Origin of the sequence: Neoalteromonas arenosi (assembly GCF_030362855.1) — a bacterium.
In the GTDB taxonomy this organism is placed as follows: domain Bacteria; phylum Pseudomonadota; class Gammaproteobacteria; order Enterobacterales; family Alteromonadaceae; genus Alteromonas_E; species Alteromonas_E arenosi.
On record NZ_JAUCBP010000002.1, the window covers coordinates 224,600 to 248,232 of the forward strand.

General features: G+C 46.4%; 22 protein-coding genes. 14 read left to right on the forward strand and 8 right to left on the reverse strand.

Going from position 1 to position 23,633, the window contains the following annotated elements; genetic code table 11:
- Positions 1-18: 18 nt before the first annotated feature.
- From gcvH to QTP81_RS03030, 3 genes are all read left to right on the forward strand, one after another.
- Positions 19-408, forward strand: coding sequence for a glycine cleavage system protein GcvH (gene gcvH, locus QTP81_RS03020; RefSeq protein ID WP_289363630.1), 390 nt, complete (start codon positions 19-21; stop codon positions 406-408).
- 87 nt (positions 409-495) lie between these two features.
- A complete protein-coding gene (gene gcvP / locus QTP81_RS03025; RefSeq protein ID WP_289363632.1) occupies positions 496-3,399 on the forward strand; it encodes an aminomethyl-transferring glycine dehydrogenase in 2,904 nt (967 codons plus the stop codon).
- A gap of 206 nt (positions 3,400-3,605) precedes the next feature.
- Entirely contained in the window at positions 3,606-6,686 is a 3,081-nt protein-coding gene (locus QTP81_RS03030; protein ID WP_289363633.1) for a ligand-binding sensor domain-containing diguanylate cyclase, read from the forward strand.
- Here QTP81_RS03030 and QTP81_RS03035 read toward each other — a convergent pair whose 3' ends face one another.
- The gene (locus QTP81_RS03035; protein ID WP_289363634.1) at positions 6,687-7,454 is read right to left on the reverse strand and encodes a substrate-binding periplasmic protein; all 768 of its coding nucleotides are present in this window, start codon (positions 7,452-7,454) and stop codon (positions 6,687-6,689) included.
- Positions 7,455-7,610: 156 nt separating this feature from the next.
- Here QTP81_RS03035 and QTP81_RS03040 point away from each other — a divergent pair, with 156 nt between their 5' ends.
- From QTP81_RS03040 to QTP81_RS03070, 7 genes are all read left to right on the forward strand, one after another.
- The gene (locus tag QTP81_RS03040) at positions 7,611-8,231 is read left to right on the forward strand and encodes an SOUL family heme-binding protein (protein ID WP_289363636.1); all 621 of its coding nucleotides are present in this window, start codon (positions 7,611-7,613) and stop codon (positions 8,229-8,231) included.
- Between the two features lie 124 nt (positions 8,232-8,355).
- A complete protein-coding gene (locus tag QTP81_RS03045; protein WP_289363637.1) occupies positions 8,356-8,724 on the forward strand; it encodes an ArsR/SmtB family transcription factor in 369 nt (122 codons plus the stop codon).
- Complete coding sequence (locus QTP81_RS03050; protein ID WP_289363639.1) at positions 8,711-9,268, forward strand: SRPBCC domain-containing protein; 558 nt, start codon at positions 8,711-8,713, stop codon at positions 9,266-9,268. The genes QTP81_RS03045 and QTP81_RS03050 overlap by 14 nt, the downstream gene beginning before the upstream one ends.
- A gap of 2 nt (positions 9,269-9,270) precedes the next feature.
- The gene (locus QTP81_RS03055; protein WP_289363640.1) at positions 9,271-9,837 is read left to right on the forward strand and encodes a DUF4287 domain-containing protein; all 567 of its coding nucleotides are present in this window, start codon (positions 9,271-9,273) and stop codon (positions 9,835-9,837) included.
- Between the two features lie 179 nt (positions 9,838-10,016).
- The gene (locus QTP81_RS03060; RefSeq protein WP_289363643.1) at positions 10,017-11,204 is read left to right on the forward strand and encodes a diguanylate cyclase; all 1,188 of its coding nucleotides are present in this window, start codon (positions 10,017-10,019) and stop codon (positions 11,202-11,204) included.
- 24 nt (positions 11,205-11,228) lie between these two features.
- Complete coding sequence (locus QTP81_RS03065) at positions 11,229-11,660, forward strand: hypothetical protein (RefSeq protein WP_289363645.1); 432 nt, start codon at positions 11,229-11,231, stop codon at positions 11,658-11,660.
- 96 nt (positions 11,661-11,756) lie between these two features.
- The gene (locus QTP81_RS03070; RefSeq protein WP_289363647.1) at positions 11,757-13,037 is read left to right on the forward strand and encodes an NADH:flavin oxidoreductase/NADH oxidase family protein; all 1,281 of its coding nucleotides are present in this window, start codon (positions 11,757-11,759) and stop codon (positions 13,035-13,037) included.
- A 28-nt stretch (positions 13,038-13,065) separates the two neighbouring features.
- On the opposite strand, the gene QTP81_RS03075 is transcribed toward QTP81_RS03070, so the two are convergent.
- Complete coding sequence (locus QTP81_RS03075) at positions 13,066-13,758, reverse strand: type 1 glutamine amidotransferase family protein (protein ID WP_289363649.1); 693 nt, start codon at positions 13,756-13,758, stop codon at positions 13,066-13,068.
- A 4-nt stretch (positions 13,759-13,762) separates the two neighbouring features.
- Here QTP81_RS03075 and QTP81_RS03080 point away from each other — a divergent pair, with 4 nt between their 5' ends.
- The 3 genes from QTP81_RS03080 (at position 13,763) to QTP81_RS03090 (ending at position 16,228) form a co-directional block, all read left to right on the forward strand.
- Positions 13,763-14,545, forward strand: coding sequence for a transporter permease (locus QTP81_RS03080; RefSeq protein ID WP_289363650.1), 783 nt, complete (start codon positions 13,763-13,765; stop codon positions 14,543-14,545).
- 3 nt (positions 14,546-14,548) lie between these two features.
- Positions 14,549-15,712, forward strand: coding sequence for a beta-aspartyl-peptidase (gene iadA, locus QTP81_RS03085; RefSeq protein ID WP_289363652.1), 1,164 nt, complete (start codon positions 14,549-14,551; stop codon positions 15,710-15,712).
- A gap of 111 nt (positions 15,713-15,823) precedes the next feature.
- A complete protein-coding gene (locus QTP81_RS03090; RefSeq protein ID WP_289363654.1) occupies positions 15,824-16,228 on the forward strand; it encodes a phasin-related domain-containing protein in 405 nt (134 codons plus the stop codon).
- A gap of 68 nt (positions 16,229-16,296) precedes the next feature.
- Here the strand turns inward: QTP81_RS03090 and QTP81_RS03095 are convergent, their stop codons facing one another.
- The gene (locus QTP81_RS03095) at positions 16,297-16,746 is read right to left on the reverse strand and encodes a DUF2721 domain-containing protein (protein ID WP_289363656.1); all 450 of its coding nucleotides are present in this window, start codon (positions 16,744-16,746) and stop codon (positions 16,297-16,299) included.
- Between the two features lie 169 nt (positions 16,747-16,915).
- Here QTP81_RS03095 and QTP81_RS03100 point away from each other — a divergent pair, with 169 nt between their 5' ends.
- Positions 16,916-18,313 (forward strand): MFS transporter, encoded by a 1,398-nt coding sequence (locus QTP81_RS03100; protein WP_289363658.1) that lies wholly within the window; start codon positions 16,916-16,918, stop codon positions 18,311-18,313.
- Positions 18,314-18,369: 56 nt separating this feature from the next.
- Here the strand turns inward: QTP81_RS03100 and cysD are convergent, their stop codons facing one another.
- The 5 genes from cysD to QTP81_RS03125 form a co-directional block, all read right to left on the reverse strand.
- On the reverse strand, positions 18,370-19,296 hold the full coding sequence (gene cysD, locus QTP81_RS03105; RefSeq protein ID WP_289363659.1) for a sulfate adenylyltransferase subunit CysD: 927 nt from the start codon (positions 19,294-19,296) through the stop codon (positions 18,370-18,372).
- Between the two features lie 105 nt (positions 19,297-19,401).
- Complete coding sequence (locus tag QTP81_RS03110) at positions 19,402-20,721, reverse strand: mechanosensitive ion channel family protein (protein ID WP_289363921.1); 1,320 nt, start codon at positions 20,719-20,721, stop codon at positions 19,402-19,404.
- Between the two features lie 154 nt (positions 20,722-20,875).
- Positions 20,876-21,217 carry a DUF3718 domain-containing protein gene (locus tag QTP81_RS03115; RefSeq protein ID WP_289363660.1) on the reverse strand — a complete coding sequence of 114 codons (342 nt, stop codon included), beginning with the start codon at positions 21,215-21,217 and terminating at the stop codon, positions 20,876-20,878.
- A 317-nt stretch (positions 21,218-21,534) separates the two neighbouring features.
- On the reverse strand, positions 21,535-23,103 hold the full coding sequence (locus QTP81_RS03120; protein ID WP_289363662.1) for a serine hydrolase: 1,569 nt from the start codon (positions 23,101-23,103) through the stop codon (positions 21,535-21,537).
- A gap of 17 nt (positions 23,104-23,120) precedes the next feature.
- On the reverse strand, positions 23,121-23,489 hold the full coding sequence (locus tag QTP81_RS03125; protein ID WP_289363663.1) for a hypothetical protein: 369 nt from the start codon (positions 23,487-23,489) through the stop codon (positions 23,121-23,123).
- Between the last annotated feature and the right edge of the window lie 144 nt (positions 23,490-23,633).

Genomic DNA, 23,633 nt, shown 5'->3' on the forward strand with positions numbered 1-23,633 from the left:
AATTAACTAGGAATCGTTATGAGCAACATCCCTAAAGAACTACGTTATACCGCTACTCACGAGTGGGTTCGTCCAGAAGGCGACGGTGTATTTACTGTTGGAATCACCGAGCATGCCCAAGACTTACTGGGTGATATGGTTTTTGTTGAGCTACCTGATGTGGGTGATGAAGTCAGCACGGGTGATGACATTGTAGTCGCTGAATCGGTAAAAGCGGCGTCTGACGTTTACGCGCCAATCAGCGGTGAAATTCTTGCGGTAAATGAAGAATTAGAAGATTCACCAGAGCTGGTTAACTCTGACCCATTTGGTGACGGCTGGATGTTTAAAATCAAGGCTGAAGACGCAAGCGAAGTTGAATCTTTACTTGATGCTGAAGGCTACGAAGAAAGCATCGACGAAGATTAATCAGCGTCACTTTACCCATTAGTTAATCGATAAGCATCACATTTGTGGTGCTTATCCACCCATTGCGAACACAACTAGTACTGAATTATGTCAAATACTATCCAAACTTTGGCTCAATTAGAGCAACCTCAGGATTTTGTCCGTCGTCACATCGGCCCGGGCCAACAAGAAATTGCCAATATGCTGGAAGCCGTTGGTGCGACGTCACTGGATGATTTGATTGAACAGACAGTACCCGCCGGTATTCGTTTACCTGAGCCACTTAACTGCGGGGTAGCAGAAAACGAGGTTGACGCATTAAGCCAGCTAAAAGCGGTTGCAGAAAAGAACACTATCATGCGGTCGTTTATCGGAATGGGTTACACCGGTACGCATACACCAAACGTTATTTTGCGGAACGTGCTTGAGAATCCAGGCTGGTATACCGCTTACACGCCGTATCAGCCAGAAATTGCCCAAGGTCGTTTGGAAGCTATTTTGAACTTCCAGCAGGTAACCATTGATTTGACTGGCTTACCGTTGGCATCGGCATCACTACTTGATGAAGCCACAGCTGCTGCCGAGGCTATGGGCCTTGCTAAGCGCGTCAGCAAGAACAAGAAGTGCAACACCTTCTTCGTTGCTGACAACGTGCATCCTCAAACCATCGACGTGGTTAAAACGCGCGCGGAAATGTTCGGTTTTGAGATCGCAACAGGTGCACCCGAAGCGGTTACAGAATTAGATGTGTTCGGAGCTATTTTGCAATACCCGAGCACCACCGGTGAAGTGACTGATTTATCTGACATCATCGCTGCCGTACAAGCCAAGAAAGGTATTGTTGCGGTTGCTGCCGATATCATGAGCTTAGTGATGCTTAAGTCGCCGGCGGAAATGGGTGCTGATGTTGCTTTCGGTAGCGCCCAGCGCTTTGGTGTACCCATGGGATATGGCGGTCCTCACGCGGCATTTTTCGCCACCCGTGATGAGTACAAACGTTCACTGCCAGGTCGTATTATCGGTGTGAGTAAAGACACCCGTGGCAACCCAGCACTGCGCATGGCATTGCAAACGCGCGAGCAACACATTCGCCGTGAAAAAGCCAACTCCAACATTTGTACCGCCCAGGTATTGCTTGCCAATATGGCGTCTTTCTATGCGGTGTATCACGGCCCTCAAGGCTTGCAAACAATCGCTAACCGTATTCACCGCATGGCTGATATTTTAGCGCTTGGCTTGACCACCAAAGGCCTTGGTCTTTTGCACAGCACCTGGTTTGATACCATCAGTGTAGTAGTCGAAGATAAAGCCGCAGTACTAGCCGCAGCGCTTGAAAAAGGCATGAATTTACGTGCTGACCTAGACGGTGCGGTCGGTATCACCGTAGATGAAACTACCACTCGTCACGATATCAGCGATTTGTTCGATGTATTATTAGGCGCTGATCACAGTCTTGATATTGACCAGTTAGATGCAGAAGTGACGACACAAGGTTCCACCAGTATACCTGCTGAGCTTGTGCGCACCTCTGAGATTTTGACTCACGACGTATTTAATCAGTATCACTCTGAAACTGAGATGCTGCGTTATATCAAGTCACTTGAAGACAAAGACTTAGCCTTGAATCACTCAATGATTTCCTTGGGCTCTTGTACCATGAAGCTTAACGCGACGGCGGAGATGATCCCTGTAACCTGGCCAGAATTTGGTGCCTTGCACCCGTTTGCACCTGTTGATCAAGCGGCTGGTTACGCCGAAATGATTGCTGAGCTTAGCGACTGGCTCATTAACATCACCGGTTACGATGCTTTATCTATGCAACCAAACTCTGGTGCACAGGGTGAATATGCAGGCTTGTTGGCGATCCAGCGTTATCACGCGAGTCGCGGCGAAGGCCACCGCAATGTGTGCTTGATCCCAAGCTCTGCGCACGGTACCAACCCAGCGTCAGCGCAAATGGTTAGTCTGAAAGTGGTAGTAGTTAATTGTGACAAAGACGGTAACGTTGACCTTAACGACCTGCGTCAAAAGGCCGCAGATGTGGCTGATAATCTGTCTTGTGCAATGATTACTTACCCTTCTACGCACGGCGTGTACGAAGAGACGGTTCGTGAGATTTGTGACATCGTGCATGAGCACGGTGGTCAGGTGTACCTAGATGGTGCCAATATGAACGCGCAAGTTGGTATCACGTCACCCGGTTATATCGGGGCTGACGTTTCGCACTTAAATTTGCACAAAACTTTCTGTATTCCGCACGGTGGTGGCGGCCCTGGTATGGGACCAATCGGAGTTAAGAAACACCTAGAACCCTTCTTGCCAAATCACCAAGTGGTCAATGTAGAAACCACTACAGCCGGTAACGGTGCGGTTTCAGCGGCGCCTTGGGGCAGCGCTTCAATCTTGCCGATCAGCTACATGTATATCAAAATGATGGGTGGCGAAGGGCTTAAAAAGGCGACGGAAGTGGCAATTTTGAATGCTAACTACGTGGCGAAAAAGCTCGAAGGCCATTACCCGATTTTGTACAAAGGTCGCAATGGTCGTGTTGCGCACGAATGTATTATCGATTTGCGTCCGCTTAAAGAAGCGTCTGGCGTAACCGAAATGGATATCGCTAAGCGCTTGAACGACTACGGCTTCCACGCACCAACGATGAGCTTCCCAGTTGCTGGAACGTTGATGATTGAGCCAACGGAATCAGAAGCTCAAGTCGAGCTAGACCGCTTTATCGAAGCTATGATCCACATTCGCGAAGAGATTGCGAAAGTGGAAAGCGGTGAGTGGGATGCAACGGATAACCCATTGCACAATGCGCCACATACACTGGCGGATATTTGTGATAACGAATGGACTCGAAGCTACGATCGTATACTCGCCGCATACCCAGTACCTGCTGTTGCACGTAACAAGTTCTGGCCAAGCGTAAATCGTATCGATGACGTATACGGCGATCGTAACCTGATTTGTTCATGTCCGGATTTGGATAGTTATCGGGAGATAGCGGAGTAGTTTATCGCGTAAAATTAACTCTCTACGCAAAAAGGCGAGCCATAGGTTCGCCTTTTTCTTGTGCTTTGTTTGTATGGCGTTGCAACTGAACTAGCTAAACTATAACCTACCACCATGCCGTTAATTGCGTTATTGCAAAAAAATATAAGTCACAAAAACGCGTGAAAATCATATCGTCATCACTACAATGTTTATGTCTTTTTCTGGTGCTAGTATTTGGATGCAATGCACAATCAGATAGCTTATTTGAGCACTCTATCTTTCATTCTCCGCTCGACAACGTTTCAGGGATAGATGGTGATATAGTCGCTATTACTGAAGATGAACAAGGCTTCATTTGGTTTGTAGCCTCTAACGGTTTGTGGCGCTGGGATGGCCACTATGCTGAGCGCGCTGTATTTGTTGAGCAATCGGCAGAGGCGCAGAGCCCATTTATTCAAGCCGCACATGCCGATAAAACAGGGCAAATTTGGGTGGGAACCAATCGCGGTTTGTTTCGTCTGGATACACAACAGCGTCAATTGTATACGGTGCAACACGATCAACTATCAACCTTGTCATTACAAAACATTACATCGGCAGCTGAGCCAGCACATTTATTTATCGCTGCTGACCGTGCTGTTTATCAGTATGATGTTGAAAGCAACCAATTAACCTTGCTGCCATTGCCCTACGATGCGCGCATTCACGCCTTAATAGTCCATAAACAACATCTCTGGGTGGGCAGCGGCAACGGTCTGCTTAACATGCCGTTGGCTGAGTCTGAGAAGATGCTCAATCCGGTTGAAAATTTTGAGTCTGAGATCCGCATCAGCGTATTTGCCACTACTCAAAGGCAAGAGTTACTAGTGGGGACCGCCAACCGAGGCTTATTTGTAGAAACGCAAAACGAACATTTTGAGCAGGTACGTTTTGATGACAAAGTTCAGCCGTGGATTTATTCTATTACGGTAACCGATGCAAATAAGGTGCTACTCGGTACTTTTGGCAAAGGTTTACTCACATTAGATGTAGAGCAGTTATCTGTTCGTCGTGCATTCTTTGACCCTTTGCACCCCGCGGGCTTAGCCAATGACAATGTTTGGGCGTTGTATACCGACTCTCGCGGACTGGTATGGATTGGTGCAAATACGGCCTTACAAATTTATCAACCGGCAGCTAATGGAATCAGTCATATTCTCGGTGGGATAGGCTCGTTTGGGGGCTTAAATCAACGCCATGTTCATTCAGTTCAGTCGCGAAATAATGATTTGATAGTTGGCACCGGTAACAGTGGTCTAGAACGTTTAAATCCAATTACCGGACATGCCGAAGCTCTATATGACGATGGCAATGATCCGATCGAGACCCTGATAGTCGCTGAAGATCAACGCCTGTTCGCATCGAGTAATTTTAAATCGATGCTGATAGATGCTAAATCTGCAGTGCAGGAGCCGATTGTTATCCCTGGGCGACCAGTGAATAAGTACTCCAGCGCATTTGCGCAGCGCAATGGTGTAATGTGGGTCGCGGGAACCGATGGTCTTTGGGCATACCATCAAGCGACCAACACGGCGCGTAATTTATTGGCACAAGCGACTCACGAACGCCGAGTCGCATCGCTCTTAATGACTGAAGACAGGCTATGGATTGGCTCTTGGCGTGGACTTTACGTGCTAGACCAACCTAACCTTGATAGCACAGAGATAAAAGTCGCCCCACATGCGCCGGTGTCGTTACAGGAACAATTTATTCCGGCTCTTTTTGCAGATAGTCGAGAGCAAATTTGGGCAGGGACTAGTAATGCCGGACTGTTTGTCTATCGCAAAGATGGACAATGGCAACAGTTACACATCGCCCCAGGTGAGCTAGGTGGGACGGTTGAAGCCATTGCTGGCGAAAGTGATGGGCGCGTGTACATCAGTACGTCAAAAAGTATCATCGCGGTCGATATCACCACCTACGAAGTGACTACTGTACTCAATGGACCTAGCGCTATCAATGCACCATTTCGACGAGGAGCAGCAACTAAAACAGCCAATGAAATTATGGTGTTTGGCGGTTTAAATGGTCTAACGCTCATAGAGCCAAACGAATTAGTATGGACACCTAAGCCCAGACAAGTGGTATTAACCGGCGGTACGGTTATCACAGCAGATGACGTGCAGTTAACCCCAGAATTATTTGACCGCAACATCCAGACGCCAACTCTGATCAAGCGCTTGTCCTTTGAGTTTGCGGCATTGGATTACCTCACACCTCAGCAAGTGTTTTATCGGTACCGATTGCTCGGATTGGATGACACTTGGACCGAGACTGATGCTGGCCACCGCGTTGCAACCTTTACGCAACCTCAACCAGGTAGCTACGTGTTTCAAGTTGAATACTCGTTAGACGGCCAACAATGGTTTGATAATAGCATTGAACGGCAGATAATTATTCCCGCGGCGTGGTATCAAACCGGTATCGCACGGTTTTTATTTGGGTTGCTCGTATGTGTGCTGGTGTTCATGTTACATAGATTACGCGTGCAAAAACTCAACCGTCGCCAATTGGTGCTGGAGCAGCGGGTGGCTGAGCGCACGGCTGAGTTGCTCGAGGCTAATAAAACGCTGAATAAACAAGCGCAAGCATTGCGTGAAGCCAGTATGACCGACGCGCTAACGGGCTTGCATAACAGGCGGTTTCTGACCCAGAACATTGAGCGGGATGTGACGAAGTTACAACGCTACTACGCTGATTGTGCCAAGAGTGCGTTGACGGCTGATGAGAACACAGACGTACTGTTTTTTCTCATAGATATTGATCACTTTAAATCAATCAATGATACCTACGGACATCATATGGGGGATTTGGTGCTCATCGAGACGAGCCTGCGTTTAAAACAAGTCTTCCGCGAAATCGATTATTTGATCCGTTGGGGGGGGGAAGAATTTCTAGTGGTAGTGCATGATACACCGCGGAAAGACGCTACGGAGCTAGCCGAACGGGTGATTAATGTCATCGGTAGCAAGCCCTTTAAGCTCAAAAACAACCTCGAAGTTAATATTACCTGTTCCATTGGCTATGCTGCTTATCCACTAGCAAGTAAACACTTCGCCGCGTTAAGTTGGGAGGCTACCATTGGGATTGCCGATGCAGGCCTTTACGCCGCGAAAAATAATAATCGCAACACCTGGTTTGGATTTACCTCTGTGCGGCCGGAAACCAACGAACAGGACATGGCCAAAGTTCAACAGGATCCAGCATTTGTGTTTGAATACGGAGTGCTCGAACGGCGCGCAACGACGAAGTCCAATACGCCTTAATTAAAGCTCCCAACGCTGCATAATCGCGCTGTAAGTGCCATTATCTTTAAGTTGTTGCAGAGCCGTTCTGATCTGCATCACTGTTGCTTGTGACGTTGCGTTACCTGTAGCCATTTCGAGATTAATGGTCAATTCATCGATGTGCAGTATCGGTTTAATTGCGCTGGGGTCGAGGTTTGCCTGTGCAATTTCAAAGGGGCTGGTTACCATGTTCATCAGAACTGCATCTATGCGTTGGCGATAGAGCATTGACCATAACTGGTCGATGCGCACAAAAAGATCGAGATTTTCACCTTCCACAAAGCCCTTATCGAGTAAGTATGCGGCAGCGCCGTAGCCGCGGATAGTGGCTACTTTTAGCGATTTAGCCTGTTCGATATGGTTTAACTCAGGTAATTGGCTGGAATTAAGTCCTATTAGGTACGCCTTAGTTTGACCTACTTTGCCCAACCACTGTAACTTGTCTTCCCGACTCGTCGTGCGCAAGGCTGTTAACAACACGATATTCGGTCGCTTTTGTGTTTCTATTATAGCTCTTGCCCAGGGCAGATGGGCGATAGATGCCTCTCGGTCGATGATGTCGATAATCGCCATCGCCAAATCGACCATGGCACCTTGCGCCTGTTTGCTATCGTCGAGCCAGTAATAAGGAGCCACAATTTCTGAATAAAATCGGATAGGCGGTTCGTTGCTCTCTGCAAACGCTTGATTGACGGCAGCAACGAGCAATGTGAGTGCGATCAAACACTGATAAATTTTCTTACGCACCATTACCTCAAGGCAAAACTTTCTACTACATGAAGCGCCATAATCTGCTTGATTCAAGCAAATTGCAATCATCAAGAGTCGTAACAGGTTTATCAATTGATACTTTATGCCGCTAATTGCGTAGTGGTTGTTAAATAGTGTTATTTCGGAGCCCGTGTGAAAAACTTTATTCTTCTTTTGTCACTGTTTATTAGTGGCTGTTCAGTATTTGGCGATAATGGCGTTGATTCAGCGCCGTATACACTGATCGCCTCCGATCAAGAATCTAACATAGAAATCCGCAATTACGAGTCGATGATCTTGGTGTCAGCGAGTATGGGAGAGGGCGGAGAGAACAGCGCTTTTCGCAAACTATTTAAATACATCAGCGGTGATAATCAAGGGTCGAGAGAGATAGCTATGACAGCCCCAGTGTTTATGGATGAAGAGCAAGCTGACGGTACTGAAATAGCTATGACGGCACCCGTATTTATGACTGAAAATAGTACTGAGCCATCGATGTCATTTGTGATGCCCGCTGATTTTACGCTAGCGACCACTCCCATTCCCAACGATCCTGATGTCGTGGTTAGCGAAGTCACTGATTATAAAGTCGCGGCAATCAAATTTAGTGGCACTCTGAGCGACGGCAATGTCAGCGAACACACCGCAATATTGCGAAAGTGGCTGCAAGCGAATAATTATCAAGCCGTCGGTGAGCCGATTAAAGCTGGTTACAATGGGCCACTGACCATACCTTTCTTACGTCACAACGAAGTCTTGATCCCCATTCAATAATCTCAAAAAGCCCGCGCGGGATTCTTCGCGTGGGCTCATTCCATTTACTGTTGTATTGAATCGCTTTGCGTTTGACATAATTCAATAGGTAACCTATAAGTTACCTATTGAATTTGGAGAGCATATGAACCCCGAGTCTATGGATGCCGTGTTTCATGCACTGGCCAATGATAAACGCAGAAAGCTACTTGATTACGTGCGTGCGAATCCCGGCTGTCTAGTCAAAGATGTGTGTAAGAACTTTGATGTCACCCGAGTCGCTATCATGAAACACTTAACCGTACTTGAAAAAGCAGACTTGCTGATGAGTGATAAGCAGGGCCGCGATCGTCATTTGTATATCAACACCGTACCTATTCAATTAATTCATGCCCGGTGGACCAGTGAATACAGCGCCATGTGGGCTGGGAAAATGCTCGATATCAAATTTGCCGCAGAGCAAAAACAACAAGTACAAGAACGCAACAAGAGGCAACAAAATGACAACCAATGAAATGCGAAAATCTATTTATAAAGTCTTTATCAATGCTTCGATTGACAAAGTTTGGTCAGAAATTGTCAACACCGACAGCCCCAGACAATTTTTCTTTAACGGTCAGTGCGACACGCCAGGTCTAGCAGTGGGCGCGCCGATGGCTATGCGTACGCCAGACGGAAAATATACCAGTGTGGTTGGCGAAGTTACTGAATTTGACCCTCCCAATCGTTATGCACATACCTTTAAATTTACGCATTTGGAAGATGCATTAGGCAAAGTGACCTACAATTTAGAGGCTAAGCATGGCGGGACTGAATTTACCTTGATTTCAGAAAATCCAGCCACGGCAGAGGTTTCCAAAACCGAGAAATCCATGCAAAGCGGTAGTAAATTTATATGTGAAAACCTTAAGGCTCTGGTTGAAACAGGTAAACCAACCTTTAGCGGGCGGTTGATTTTGGGCATCATTAAATTAACTCAAGGGCTTTCACCTAAGTCAGCAGCCAGTGAAAACTGGACTTTTCAGCGTATCACAGAACTACACCGGAAGGAGGCATAAGTATGGCTAGCCCAGAACAACAGCTACAAACGATGTTGAAAAATCTGCCCGAGAAAACCGGCAAAACACTGGCCCAGTGGTTGACGTTACTGGCTGACTCAGGGCTTGATAAGCACGGTAAAGTAGTTAGCTTACTCAAACAGCAACATCAAGTAAGCCACGGGTTTGCCAATTTAATTGCGCACCAGTTTCTGAATCGAGAAGAAACTGACAAACCAGATCTGGTCAGTGCACAATATGCCAATGGCAAGGAAGCATTGAAGCCAATTTATACCGCACTGACAAAGCTGCTTACGACCCTAGGTGATGACGTAGAATTCGCGCCTAAAAAAGCCTACGTGAGCGTACGACGGAAAAAACAGTTTGCCATCATTCAGGCATCGACCAAAACTCGCGTGGATCTCGGCCTAAACCTTAAAGACCTGACTACAGTTACGCAAACTGACAGGCTTGAGCTGTCAGGCAGCTTTAATACGATGGTCAGTCACCGCGTGCGTCTGAGTTCACCAGAACAGGTTGATGATGAAGTTGTTGGCTGGTTAAAACATGCCTATCAACAGGCGGGTTAAAATCGCTCCATCTCTGTTCTGCTAGGTTTTGGGGGGCTGTCGCAGAATAATGGTAAGCATGGTTTAAATGGGCTAAAGTTTGTACAACTGTTAAAGGGATCAGCGGTCTATTTGGTAGCGCTAAACAATAATCTACGCCAATGAAATCAGTCATCGAAGTAAAAAACCCGAGTCGATCTATGACAATGAACTATATGGTGTCACTGTCGGTAATTGCACTGCTGTCGATTGCAGTGCACGCCATGTTGGACAATGTAATTGCCCACCAAACCGACTCTGGCCAATATATTAATGTCAGTGGCCAACAGCGTATGCTATCGCAGCGCGCGAGTCTGTTTACACTTGAATATCTATACACGGGCAATGCTAACGCCAAAGCAACCGCAGAGCGTGCATTGCAGAAAATGCAAATGAACCATCATTGGTTACTTGCCGAGCATCGAGCCAGCGCAATTACCGGCGAAGAATCACCGTTAAGTAATGAAATACAAGCGCTGTATTTTTCTCCACCGCACTTTGTCGATAATCAGATCCAAGTTTTTTCTTCGTCGATTGAACAGGCGATTAGTCAAAATAGCGTGTTTGCACCTGAGCAAATTTATGAGCGCTCGAGAGGGTTCATGCAGCTAGCGCGCGAGCCGCTGCTCGAATCTTTTGACACAGTGGTACAGCAGTATGAACTTGAAGCACGACAGGAAATCGCTGGCATTCGTCAGATCCAGAACATTGTCTTAGGTATCATTATTCTGACTATTTTGATTGAAGCACTGTTTATTTTTAGGCCTATAGTTAGCAAAGTGGGAGAATACGCTAAGCGTCTACAGAATGAAGCCTTTCACGATGAATTGAGTGGTTTACTTAACCGTCGAGCCTACAACGCGCTCTCTGAGCAATATTTTGCCAACCATCAGCGTTATCAAACCCCCCTTTCTGTTTTGATCATTGATATCGACAATACGCGCTTAGTCAATGATAAGTTTGGTTACGGCGGAGGTGACGCCGCGTTCAACCTAGTTGCCCAAGAAGCCCAAAAGTGCTCTCGAGCCAGTGATTTTGTAGCCCGTATCGGTGGCGATGAATTGGCCATATTACTGCCGAATACTGATCTTGGGGGCGCTTCGCAATTAGCCGAAAAAATCAGACAACGGGTAGAGAGCAGTGTTTTTCATATTGCAGATACTACCGACAGCGTGACTGTGAGTATTGGGATCAGTGCCGGCACTCGACTCGATGCGAGTTTTAAACAACTGTTTAGGCGCACAGAGCAAGCGCTTCAAGATGCGAAGGCTTCAGGTGGCAATACCATTAGAGTATTAGAGCAAAAATTTGTCTCTAGTGAGCAACACCACGTTCATGAACAGTTGTAAGCGTAACCTAAGCGGTTTATCAAAATGAGCAATCAGTTTCCGGGCTACTCTGATAAAGACGGTGGCTTTACCTTTGAGCCTTGTGGTTTAGTGGCGGTAGTCCGATTACGAGGTGCTTGTGGGGCCAATGCATGTAAAGCATTAAGGCAACACTTAATTGACTTTGCTGCTCTATGTAAACCCAAGCTATGGGGATATCTCAGCATCTCTCCCAATGCACAAGCAACCACGCTAGAGGCTGAGGATATACTGGTCGACGTGGGGCGTTTGGCAGTTGAGTTGGGTTGTTGCGTAGATGCGCACTGTCTCAACCATCCTTTAATTCTAGAACAAACTCGCCGAGTGCGGAAAAATGCTGACTTTCGCGCAGATATGCGTGATTCGTTGTTTTCTTCAGAACAACAAGCGCTAGAGTATATCCACAAGGTACTAGCTAAAAAAAATCGCAATCGTTGAGCTTCATGTGTGTCTGTTTGATAGGGTATCGCTGATTTCAAGTCCATATCTTTTATGGTAGCGTAACCGAAGTGCTTACCCGAATATAAACCAACCATGACTAGCACACTTGCACAATCGTTGCCCTTGCCGTGTGGAGCGGTATTACACAACCGCCTAGGTAAGAGTGCGATGACCGAAGGTTTAGCCGATCCTCAAGACCGACCTACCAAACAGCATGAGCAGCTCTATCGCACGTGGTCACGCGGGGGAACAGGATTACACATCACTGGTAATGTGATGATTGACCGACGTTACCTCGAGCGTGCCGGAAATGTGGTGCTAGAAGATGAACGCGATTTGGCGACCTTTACCTCATGGGCTGAGGCTGGAATGGTAGGTGGCAATCATTTGTGGGTACAGTTAAACCATCCCGGTCGACAATGCCCACGTATGGTTAATACAAAGCCGCTTGCCCCCTCTGATATACAGCTTAGTATGCTTGGTAACTTTGGAAAACCTAGACCGATGACCAAGGATGATATCCACGAGGTTGTCACGCGTTTTGCCCGCTCCGCTGGGCTTGTTAAGCAAGCCGGCTTCAGTGGCGTACAAATACATTGTGCGCATGGTTATTTACTCAGTCAGTTTTTATCACCCAAAATCAATCAACGCAATGACGAGTACGGCGGTAGTTTAGCGAATAGAGCACGTATTATTCGCGAGATAATCGCTGCCGTGCGCAAGGCCGTCGGCAATGATTTCCCGATTGCTGTAAAGCTCAATTCTTCTGATTTTCAAAAAGGTGGCTTTAGTCTTGAAGACTGTGAGCAGGTGGCTCGGTGGTTGGCAGAAGATGGCATAGACTTGCTAGAAATATCCGGTGGAACATACGAGCAGCTCAGTCTCATTGGTGTTGAGCCCACGGATGTGCGCGAGAGTACGCGTAAACGCGAGGCCTACTTTATTGAATACGCAGATAGGATTAAAGCTGCCGCTAACGTACCCTTAATGGTTACCGGCGGTTTTCGTAGCCGCGATGTGATGGAGCGCGTGATCAATGAAGGGGAGGTCGACCTTATTGGCTTAGCACGGCCGCTGTGTACGCAACCCGACTGTTCGCAAAAACTCATCGCCGGTGAAATCGAAGCAATAGACGACTATGAGCATAATCTTGTATTGGGAACAGGTTTTTGGGGCAACAATAGTTCACTCAATTTAATCAAGGCAATCAATAGTTTTGGGCAAGTGGGGTTTTATTATTACCAAATGATCCGCTTGGCTGCTGGGCAGCAGCCAGACACTAACCTCGGAGTATTCCGCTCCTTTGTTAAGCATATGCTCAATGACACTCGTTTGAATATCAAACGCAAACGGGCGCGCCAAAGCGCTGCATAAATTGTAACGCGCCACTGCTCAGACGTCTTTATTCATTCACGCCAACAATTGCATAGGGCAAATTCAAGTAGCCACAGGGTTTATGTTCACTGGACCTGAGTGTTGACGTCAGTTCATTGGGCTGCAGCAATACATCATAATTATCAATCCGGAAACGAATAGGCTCGGCGTTTTCACACAAGGCCAACGCCTGTGTGCGCCAAATGCCTTCGCTAGAGTATTGCGTTTTCGTATCGGTAGCCTGCTTAGCGACGTTTGCAGACCATCGATTCTCAGCGAAGTTAAGCGTTCCCCGGGAGTCACTGGGTAAGAAATTCACCAAACCCGCATAGCTTGATTGTCTGCCTGTTGATGAGTGTTCGATAATAAAGCGGCTGAAGTGATTATCTACCGCGAATACGCCCCCAGCACCAACCACATAATAATCCAGTTCGGTAGCATTAAAACGCGTAAATAATGCAGTAGTTTCATCGACACCAAAACCATAGCGTGCGCCAGTTTGAGCGGTTAAAACAATTAACCGAGCTTCGCGATTGCGCTCAGAAAAGTGAGTGTCCAATACACCAATAGGGAAGCTAGCGAGACCGCCAGTGGCCAAATAGGTGAGATCGCTGCCTTCAATGCCTGACGCGCAATTGGCTCCACTGCAGCGTTGTGAAGGTGCACTATAGCTAAAAGCACCACGGGCAATCGCATTGACACTGGTGCCATTGGTAATCATTACAGTGGGTCGACCACGAAAGCTGCCACCCGATTGCACAGCCGTGCCGGCAGTGTCTCTTTGTCAGGCCGCTAATGCGCACTTCAAGCAGACACAGCAGGATGTAAAGGCTCGTTTTGAAAAGGTAGATGCAGCCATTCTTGGCGTGTTTTTGGTCGGTATTCTATGGGTGTTATATGGCGTTGTGGTGCATGCTTATTATATCCCTGAAATTGCCACGCAGTTTTTCGCTATTGGGTTGCTTTGCGGACTATTAGCAAAGCTCAGTGGCCGTCTGACGATTAATGGCATATCGAGTGCTTTTCAACGCGGCGCAGCGGAATTGTTACCAGCGGCATTAATCGTGGGGATGGCCAAAGGGATCATTATTATTCTGGGTGGCGATGCGGTGGATCAGCCATCCCATCTCAACACCCTGTTGTTTTATGCCAGTGGCTTGATCAGCGACACGAGTAATACCCTTAATGCTGTAGTCATGCTTACATTCCAATCGATATTTAATTTCTTTGTAGCCAGTGGTTCAGGGCAAGCTGCGATTACTATGCCATTGATGGCACCGCTTGCTGACCTTATTGGTGTTACTCGACAAACGGCAGTATTGGCTTTTCAGTTAGGCGACGGTTTGTCCAACATCATTATCCCTACCAGTGCGTCCTTAATTGGTTGTTTAGGTGTTGCGCGTATTGACTGGTCTGTATGGTTTAAATTCGCTTGGAAATTCTTCATAGGTCTGTTCTTATTAGCAGCTGCCAGTATGATGGTGGCTGTAAATATCGGATATCAATAACCCATGAGTTTATTCTTAATTAAGGGGGCACAGGTTTATGTTCCCGAATCACTTGGCCGCATGGATGTGTTGGTCGGTGGTGGCAAAGTCCTAGCAATAGATGCGCAACTCGCAGTGGACATGCCCAATCTACACACTATCGACGCTACAGGACAGGTACTAATCCCCGGTTTTGTTGATCCGCTAGCCCACATTAGTGGTGGCGGTGGTGAGGGCGGTTTTACGTCGCGTACTCCAGCACTTAATTTTGATGATGCGGTAAAAGCCGGCGTCACAACCATGGTTGCTGCGCTTGGTACAGATGCAATCACCCGCAGTTTAGAAGATATGCTTGCCACAGCGAAAGCAATTAATGAGTACGGTTTAAACGCTTATATTTATACCGGTAATTATCACCTGCCAGCGGTCACTTTAACCGGTAGTGTTAGTAAAGATATTATGCTGATTAGCGAATGTATTGGTGTGGGGGAAGTGGCGATTAGCGATCACCGCAGTTCGCAACCTACGATGCAGCAATTAGCAGAGCTCGCGGCACAAGCTCGAGTGGGTGGAATGCTGTCGGGGAAAGCCGGCGTAGTGTTTATACATGTAGGTCCAAGCGATACGCACTTATCACTATTGCAGAGTGTAGTTAGTGAAAGTGATATACCGATTGCTCAGTTTCATCCGACGCATATGAATCGAGACCAGGCTTTGCTTGATGCTGGGATCGCATGGACGCAAACGGGTGGATCGATTGATTTTACCGCTAGTACCAATGAGCATTTTATTGCTGAAGGTGAAATACCCGCTGCACAAGCTGTCGCAATTGCACTTGAGCAGGGTGTTGCGGCCGAGCAGATGACAATTAGTACCGATGCTAATGCCAGTTTACCGGTGTTTGACGACAAGGGTGATCTGATTGGTCTTGAGTTAGGTGATATTGCTTCACTGCACGAGGCATTCCAACAGTTGGTGCTAGAGCACAACGTCGACATTAGTCATGCGGTACAAGTCTGTAGTACCAGTGCTGCCAAGATTCTGGGCTTACCGGCCGGTTCGATTACTCTTGGTGACAACGCCGATTTGGTATTACTCGACCAGCGAGATTTGTCAATCACATCGGTATTCGCAAAAGGGCGATGCTTGATGCTTAATCAACAATTACAAGTAAAAGCGCCATTTTAAAAAATATTTTAAATTTTTTTGTATTTAGTATGCGCTTTCTAATTTACATCCGTAACATGCGCCGCATAACAGAGAAACACACTGTTTTTTTAAAACTTACGGAGTAATGAAATGAACAACATCGAAACTTTGAAGCAAACTGCTGCAAACGCTGAAGAAATGGCTCGCAACATCTGGTTAGCAGGTCTTGGTGCATACGGTAAAGGCTACGAAGAAGTTAAAGGTCGTCTTGAGACTTTGTCTGCTGACTCAAACAAATTGTTTGGTGAGTTAGTAGCTAAAGGCGAAAAGATCGAAGCTGAAGGTAAAGCGAAAGTAGCTGAAGTGAAAACTCAAGTTACTGCTAAAGCTGACGTTGAAGCGCGCGTTGAAGCTGTTCGCACTAAACTTGGTTTGAACGCTGACGACACTGACCAGAAAATCGAAGAGCTAAATGCAAAAATCGACGCATTGACTGCTGCTGTTGCTGCATTAGCTGCTAAGCCTGCAACTAAAACTGCAGCGAAAAAAGCATAATTAACTCAGGTTAATTGCATTTACAAAAAAGGGTGCCAATCGGCACCCTTTTTTTGCTGGTATAAGCGCTACTTCTTCTGTTTAAGCCGCGATATTTTTAGGGTCGCCGTCGCAACACTAACTTCGATTAAGAACGTAACCAACCCTCCCGTTAGCAACATTAAACTGAATATAAATGTTCCTAAGATAACGGCATCGAGTTTTACTGACACTAAACCATTAACAACAAGCAGTATAACGGCGATACAGATGGTCACCGCAGCTCCAGTTAGAAAGGTGATTGACCAATTGGCAAAACGCATACGTTTTCGCAGCGATTCGATTTCACGCTCTGCGCGATGGGTTATCCGCTCCGGATTTTGCTCCTCAAGCTCCTCAAACCAGCGCGCGCGATCGATAACTCGCGCTAGTCGACCGGTCATTACATTCAGCATTTGACCAATGCCAACAAGCAAAAATACTGGCGCAAGGGCAAGTTGAATCAGCTCGACGGCGTTACCAGTGAAGTTAATATCCATGATCGAAAAAGTCTGCAGAACAATGTGTTAGCAACATTTTGCCTAATGTCGGCAGTACTGTAAAATCTAGTTGTGATTTCGCTTCAATTGATATTGACGTATAATCACGCATTCGTCAGCGCCTTGTTCAGGTGCGCCTCTCGTCTAGTACACTAAGGTTGTGTTGTTCATGCAACGAATGTCGTTGTCAACAATTGCGCTAATCGCTGTTTGTTGTGGCTATTTAATCGGTCCTATGGGCATGGCTGCGGTGAACGTTGCAATACCTGCACTCGCGGCAGATCTCAATGCCAGCGCTGAAAAAGTCGGCTGGCTACCCACGCTTTATTTGCTCAGTAACGTGGCATTTATGTTGCCTTTTGGAAAATTGGCTGACAATTACGGACGCAAACGCGTTTATGCGTGGGGCATGGGATTGAACGCCTTCGCAGCTTTGATGTGTGGACTCGTTAGCAACATTGACACACTGCTATTTTGGCGCTTTATACAAGGGATGGCGGGCGCAATGATCTTTGGTACAGGCGTCGCTATTATTACGTCTGTTGTTCCGCAGCACAAACGCGGCTCAGCGCTGGGAATTGTTGCCGCGTGCGTATACGTCGGTCTAACTATGGCACCTGCAATAGGCGGGTATTTAACCGAATGGCTCGGTTGGCGTTGGGTGTTTTTCTTTCAGGTGCCGCTGGTCGTGGCCTTGTTGATTTTTATGGCGCTTAAACTTCCGGGCGACTGGATGAATACCGACAAGGAGCGTTTCGACTGGCCAGGAACTGCCATCTTCGTTGCTTTTGCGATTTGTCTTGTTTACGGCTTAAGTCGAATACACGATACAACAGGTATCGGGATTTTTGGTTTAGCAATTGTTGCTCTGATGATATTTGTTCGCCATCAAAGCCGCCGTCAGCATCCTTTGATCCGTGTACAAATGTTTCGTGAGAGTCGAGTGTTTAGCCTGTCGTTGACGACTTCATTTTTTATGTACGGGAGTAATTTTGCCATTGTGTTTCTGATGAGCCTCTACTTGCAATATGTCAAAGGTTTTGGACCTGCTGAAGCCGGTAAGATTTTAATGCTGCAAGCCTTAATGATGGCTTTGGTCGCGCCTATCGCTGGGCGTCTTGCTGACCGTTTTCAAGCTCGTATATTGGCAACTACGGGGTGTGCCATCGTAGCCATTGGCTTTGCTTGTTTGACCCAAATCGACATGCAGACAAGTGCCGGTTACATCAGCCTCGCACTGATACTGGTTGGGTTGGGTTTCGGGCTATTTTCTACGCCGAATAACAATGCCATTATGGGCGCGGTAGACCAGCGTGAAGTCGGTGTTGCATCGGCTTCCATGAATTTATCACGGACTATTGGCAACTTGTTTGGGATGAGTTTGATTAACCTAATGATTCAGTACTATTTAGGCGCAATCGCGCTCTCTGTCGAGCAGTCTGCGGCGATTATGGATACCATATCAGTGGCCCTGATCATGTCGTTGTGTTTTGTATTGCTTGCCTGTATGACCTCTGCCGTTAGGGGGCAGCAGGCATTAGGCGGCAGCGAAAGTCTAAAAACCTAACAATTCACAGTAAAAAAGCACCGATTTGGTGCTTTTCGAACCTTGCTACACTGACGTTAGAAATAACCCTCGCGTTTTTTCTTCTCCATTGAACCGGTTTGGTCCTTGTCCAATAAGCGTCCCTCACGCTCACTGGTTTTACTGCTAATCATCTCGGTCACTATGCCTTCGAGGGTATCCGCCTTACTCAAGACCGCACCTGTTTGCGGGTAACATCCAAGCGTTCTAAAGCGTATCCAGCGCTCTTGTAAACTTTCTTTTTCTTTATCGCTTAAATAGTCCAACATGCGCTCATCATCCAGTGCGAGAATTTGCCCAGACTCATCGTCTATCCAACTCATTCGTGGCTTCGCGAAATACAAGGGGACAATATCAATGCGCTCTTGGAGAATGTATAACCAAATATCCAATTCGGTCCAATTGGACAATGGGAACACTCGGACCGACTCACCTTTGTCAATTTGGGTGTTGTAGATTGACCATAACTCCGGACGTTGTCGTTTTGGGTCCCATTGATGATTGGCTGTTCTGACTGAGAAAACGCGTTCTTTAGCGCGAGACTTTTCTTCGTCGCGACGTGCGCCACCGAGTGCGGCATCAAATTGATGGGTATCCAAAGCCTGTTTAAGGGCTATTGTTTTCATAAAGTCATTATACTTCACCGACCCAGATGCGATCGGGTGGATGCCCATATCCAAGGCTTCTTGATTGATGTGAACAATCAAATCAAAGCCTAGCTTTTCTTGCAACCGATCCCGGAACTCGCCCATTTCATGGAATTCCCATGTAGTGTCGACGTGTAACAGCGTGAAAGGAATTTTACCTGGGTGGAAGGCTTTGCGAGCAAGGTGCAGCATCACTGTTGAGTCCTTGCCAATCGAGTAGAACATGCATGGCTTATCAAAACTCGCTGCAACCTCTCGTAAAATATGTATCGCTTCAGCTTCTAATAGTTGCAAATTATTTAATTCAGGCATGGGCATTGATCACAACGAATACTAGTGGTTGTATAATAACCGCCAGAATCATCAGTCAATAGTCGCTAAATTGGATTCTAATAGCAGGTTTTGCCGAATTGAATGATTGCCTTAGTCAGTTGTATACAACGAGCTTTTATCGCCCAATATACGCACTTCACGCTGAGGGAACGGAATGGTAATACCGTGCTCTCTAAGCGTTTCAAAGATCATTAATAGTAAGTCACCGCCGACGCGATTTTTGCCATCGTCAATTCCATACATCCAAAACTCGACGAACATGTTTACGCCTGAATCACCGAAGCTGTCGATTTCACAATCAGGCCGTTCTTCAAATGGAATGTCTTGACCGCTGATCACTTGATCATGCGAAGCGACGACCTCTTTGACAATTTCTACCATTGCTCGAATATCAGTGTCGTAAGCTACAGAAAAATCAACGCGATAACGCTGTTTCGGATCTTTATGGGTCCAATTGACAAGCAGAGAATTGATGAACTTTTCATTAGGTACCAGAATATCTTTGCCATCGTAGGTTTCAAGCACTGCATAGCGCATCTTAAACTCACGCACAAAACCCTTGCTGCCATCATCAAGCTCAACGAAATCACCAACGGTCAGTGACCGATCGAGTAGTATGATAATGCCTGATATAAAGTTTGACGCGATAGTTTGTAAACCGAGCCCAAGACCAACACCCAATGCGCCACCAAACACTGCAAGGGCAGTCAAATTGATCCCCATGATATTAAGCAGCAGCACGAAGATTACACAGAACATGGCCACTTCAAAAATCTTGGCAAAGACCTCTTTGGTACTCACATCTAAGGACTTATGGTTGCGAATGATGTCTTTACCCACGGCATTTGAAGCGCGCCCTAACCAAAACAGTAGTGAACCGAAAATCAACACGCGAGCAATGCCATAGGCGGATATTTCGACATTGCCTATATTGATAGCAATACCTTCAAGAGCAACGATAATGTCGGGTAAAACACCGATTAAATGTAAGAATAAAATCGGTAGCATAATCCATCGCATAAAGTTGGCGACTACGGCACTGGCGACGAAGGCGCGAACTACCGAGTTAAAGAGCAACAATATGGCGATCACCAATGCGGACTTAAGCATCCACCCAGATAGCTGGTAGGTTTCGCTGAGGATTGTCGATAACTTAAGTAGTAATATTGCGACAAAAGGGAACAGCAGTTCACCCATTTTGTAGGCGATGACTTTAAGCGTATGAGCGCCTTCTGTAGGGGGGAGTTTGAATACTTGAGTTTGTTGCCTGAAGCGTCGGGCGAATATAAACGCCACAGTGTACACGCCAATAATGGCACAAAGTTGAACAATAAATAACGGACTTGTGAGTTCCGATTCGACAATTGCACTGTATTCTGAGAATTTTTCTAAGACGAATTCCATACCGATGCTCTACATGTGATTAGCTTGGCAATCACAAAAATATTTGTCATCTATTATTCGTGTATTAGCAGAGAAAGTACAAGTATTAGTTTGATTAAAGGCGAGGCCAAACCCCGCCTTTGCAAGTTTTGTGGTTTATTTGCGCTACGTCCATAACGTATTAGCGCTGAGCTACCAAGAAAGCGTGAACGTCAGTTGCATTTTTCTCAAGCGAGAACTCAACCAAGTTTTTGCCGTTACAAGTAACACCATTTTCACTCGATACCAAACGAATTACGCCGCGACGGCTACCAGCTACTTCACCAACACTGCGATTAGCAAATTGACGAATGGCGCTCACGTTATTTTCAAGAATCGCTTTACAGTAACCCGCATAACGAACGTCACCAGTGAATTTAACGTTTTCTAGCTGTGCAGTTTCAAGCTCGGCTTGGGCTAGACCTGTTACACCTAAGCCAACTGATAGCGCTGCAACTTTTGCAATAGTTGTTAATGTTTTCATGAGTTTATCCTCAGTAATAATCAGTTTTACTGACAGCCTGATTGCTGCCAGCCATTACTTTATGCCTGAGCTAAAAACACAATGTTGTTGTTTGTTTGTAGAAAGTCAGTAAACCTAGCGTAAATTCATTTGTTATTTTTTGGTTAAAGACTTAACCTGTTGAAAAATATCAATAATATATTTTCTTGTATTTCTTTTGGGAATATAAATATTTTTTTATGACTAAAAGCTACTAAAAAACACTGGTTAAGGAGATAAAAATCAGTTGCTTTTTGTCTTGCTTACAAAAACTAACAAACGACAATAGGATACCTATCCTAATTGGTTGCTTTGATAAAGCGCATATCCTGCCATTCATGGTTCTCAGGAAGCTCAGAACGTAGAGGTAAGATTGTAAACTGTTCAATTTCACCCGTGCTATCCGCGCTAAATTGAATAAATACATCACTTGCCGCGTTTTGATTATCCCAGCGGATCACCCAGCGGTGTTGTTCAAAGGGTTCTAGATAACCTGTTAACATAGGCATTCGCGCAGAAGCGATGCGCAAAAGATTATCTTCCTGAGTAATGGTCATACTACCAAACCATTGGTCAGCATATTCTCCGACATAATCCTCTGTAGGTCTGAGCATCAGGCCATTACCCTGCGGTATGGTTAAATTTGCTAAGTAATCGATGAGCTGTTGTTGTTGATATTCTCGGTAGACGGTTACCCAATCTTGCTGGCTATCGGGCGCAAGTAAATGATGTAGAATGGTATACAGCAGCGATCCACGTACGCCGTAGTTAGAGCCATTATTGAGAATTACAATACCCAAGTCGACGTCGGGCAAGAGCGCCACTTGTGCTTGGTAACCCGATAATGTTCCCGTATGTGAAAGCATTTTGTGCGGGCCAAACTGGCTAACGCGCCACCCCAATGCATAGGACTTTAAGGCTGTCCTGTGCCACTGTTGCTCAAATTCAGACACTGGCATCACTGTTCTTGGGCGCCATAATTCTTCTAATTGCTCAGCGGACAACACAGTGCTCAATGTACCGAGCGAATCTGTACTCAATTCCGGTTGCACATAAATTTGCAGTAGATGCTGCAGCCACTTGACCATACCGTCGCTATTACATACAACGCCACCTGCTGCCACGGAGTGAACCGCTGTTTGCTGTATGGCATTGCGTGGGATCAAGTATATGCCTTGTTCTGCGTTGTGCCCATAGGGTAGAGCCGCTGCTTCAACCGCCGAAGGTGGGATATTGCTGGCGAAACATCGCATCTTCAGCGGTTGAAAAATACGTTTTTCAACAAAATCGGCCCACGACATTTTGCTAACTTCACTAACGACTTCGGCTGCGGCAACATACAGTACATTACTGTAACTAAATTGACTGCGGAAATCGTTTTGTGGCGTGATAAAACGAAGATTGTGCACAATTTCTTCGGGTGTAAAGCTTGCCGGTTCGGGCCACAGCATGCTGTCGCCACCCCCGCTGCGCAAACCACTATTGTGGCTGAGCAGATCAACAACTCGCATTTGTTGAGTAAGCAATTGAGTGGACATTTGAAATTGCGGTAAATACTGGGTCACCTTGTCATCCCAGCTCAACTGCTCGTCCTCGACTAATATGGCAAGTGATGCTGCCGTAATGGCTTTTGTCGTAGACGCTATGCGGAAGTAGGTTTCGGTAGTGACCGGCAATTGCTGTTGCACATCTCGAGTACCGTAGGCTTTGTGAAACAATACGCGCTGGCGGTTAAATACAGCAATAGTAACGCCTGGCGTATTAAATTGCGTTATTACATCCGGTGTAACCCGGTTGAGTAGTTCAGTTAATTCGCCCTCTACTTGTGCGTTACCTTGAGCCACACTAGCCCAAAGTAATAAAGACAAGTACCAACAGCCCCTGATCATTGTGCGGCGGTTATTTGTGCGTATAGCCACGCCCGTGCTTGTTCTTCATTGTCAAAGAACTGATAAGGTAATGTGGTCTCGTCGTAGATTGATGTCCAAAAATGACGGATAGTTTTAACATGGGGCAAATCCTGCAGAACGACACCCGTTGCGACTAAGTTTTGGGTCGATGCGTAACGGATGATCTCGATTAACATACGTTTAGCTTCCGGAGGCAAAAGAGGCTCACCGCGTAATAAAACCAAGCTGGCCCATGGAGCTTCTTTGAGCATATCGCGAAAACGTTGTGCACGTTCTTGGTAAATTTGTACGGCTTCGATATTCGCAGGGCCTGTTCCTTCGATGATCAACGCTGACCCTGACATCGCCATGAATTGGAAAGTTGCGATTATTCATATTCCTTTGAATCCATATGTCTTAATAGTTTTCGTGCCGTGCTGCTGAAATTACCAAACTTTGTATACTGTCTAGACTAGCACTAGGTGTGCTGCTTCTCAATCATGGACAAA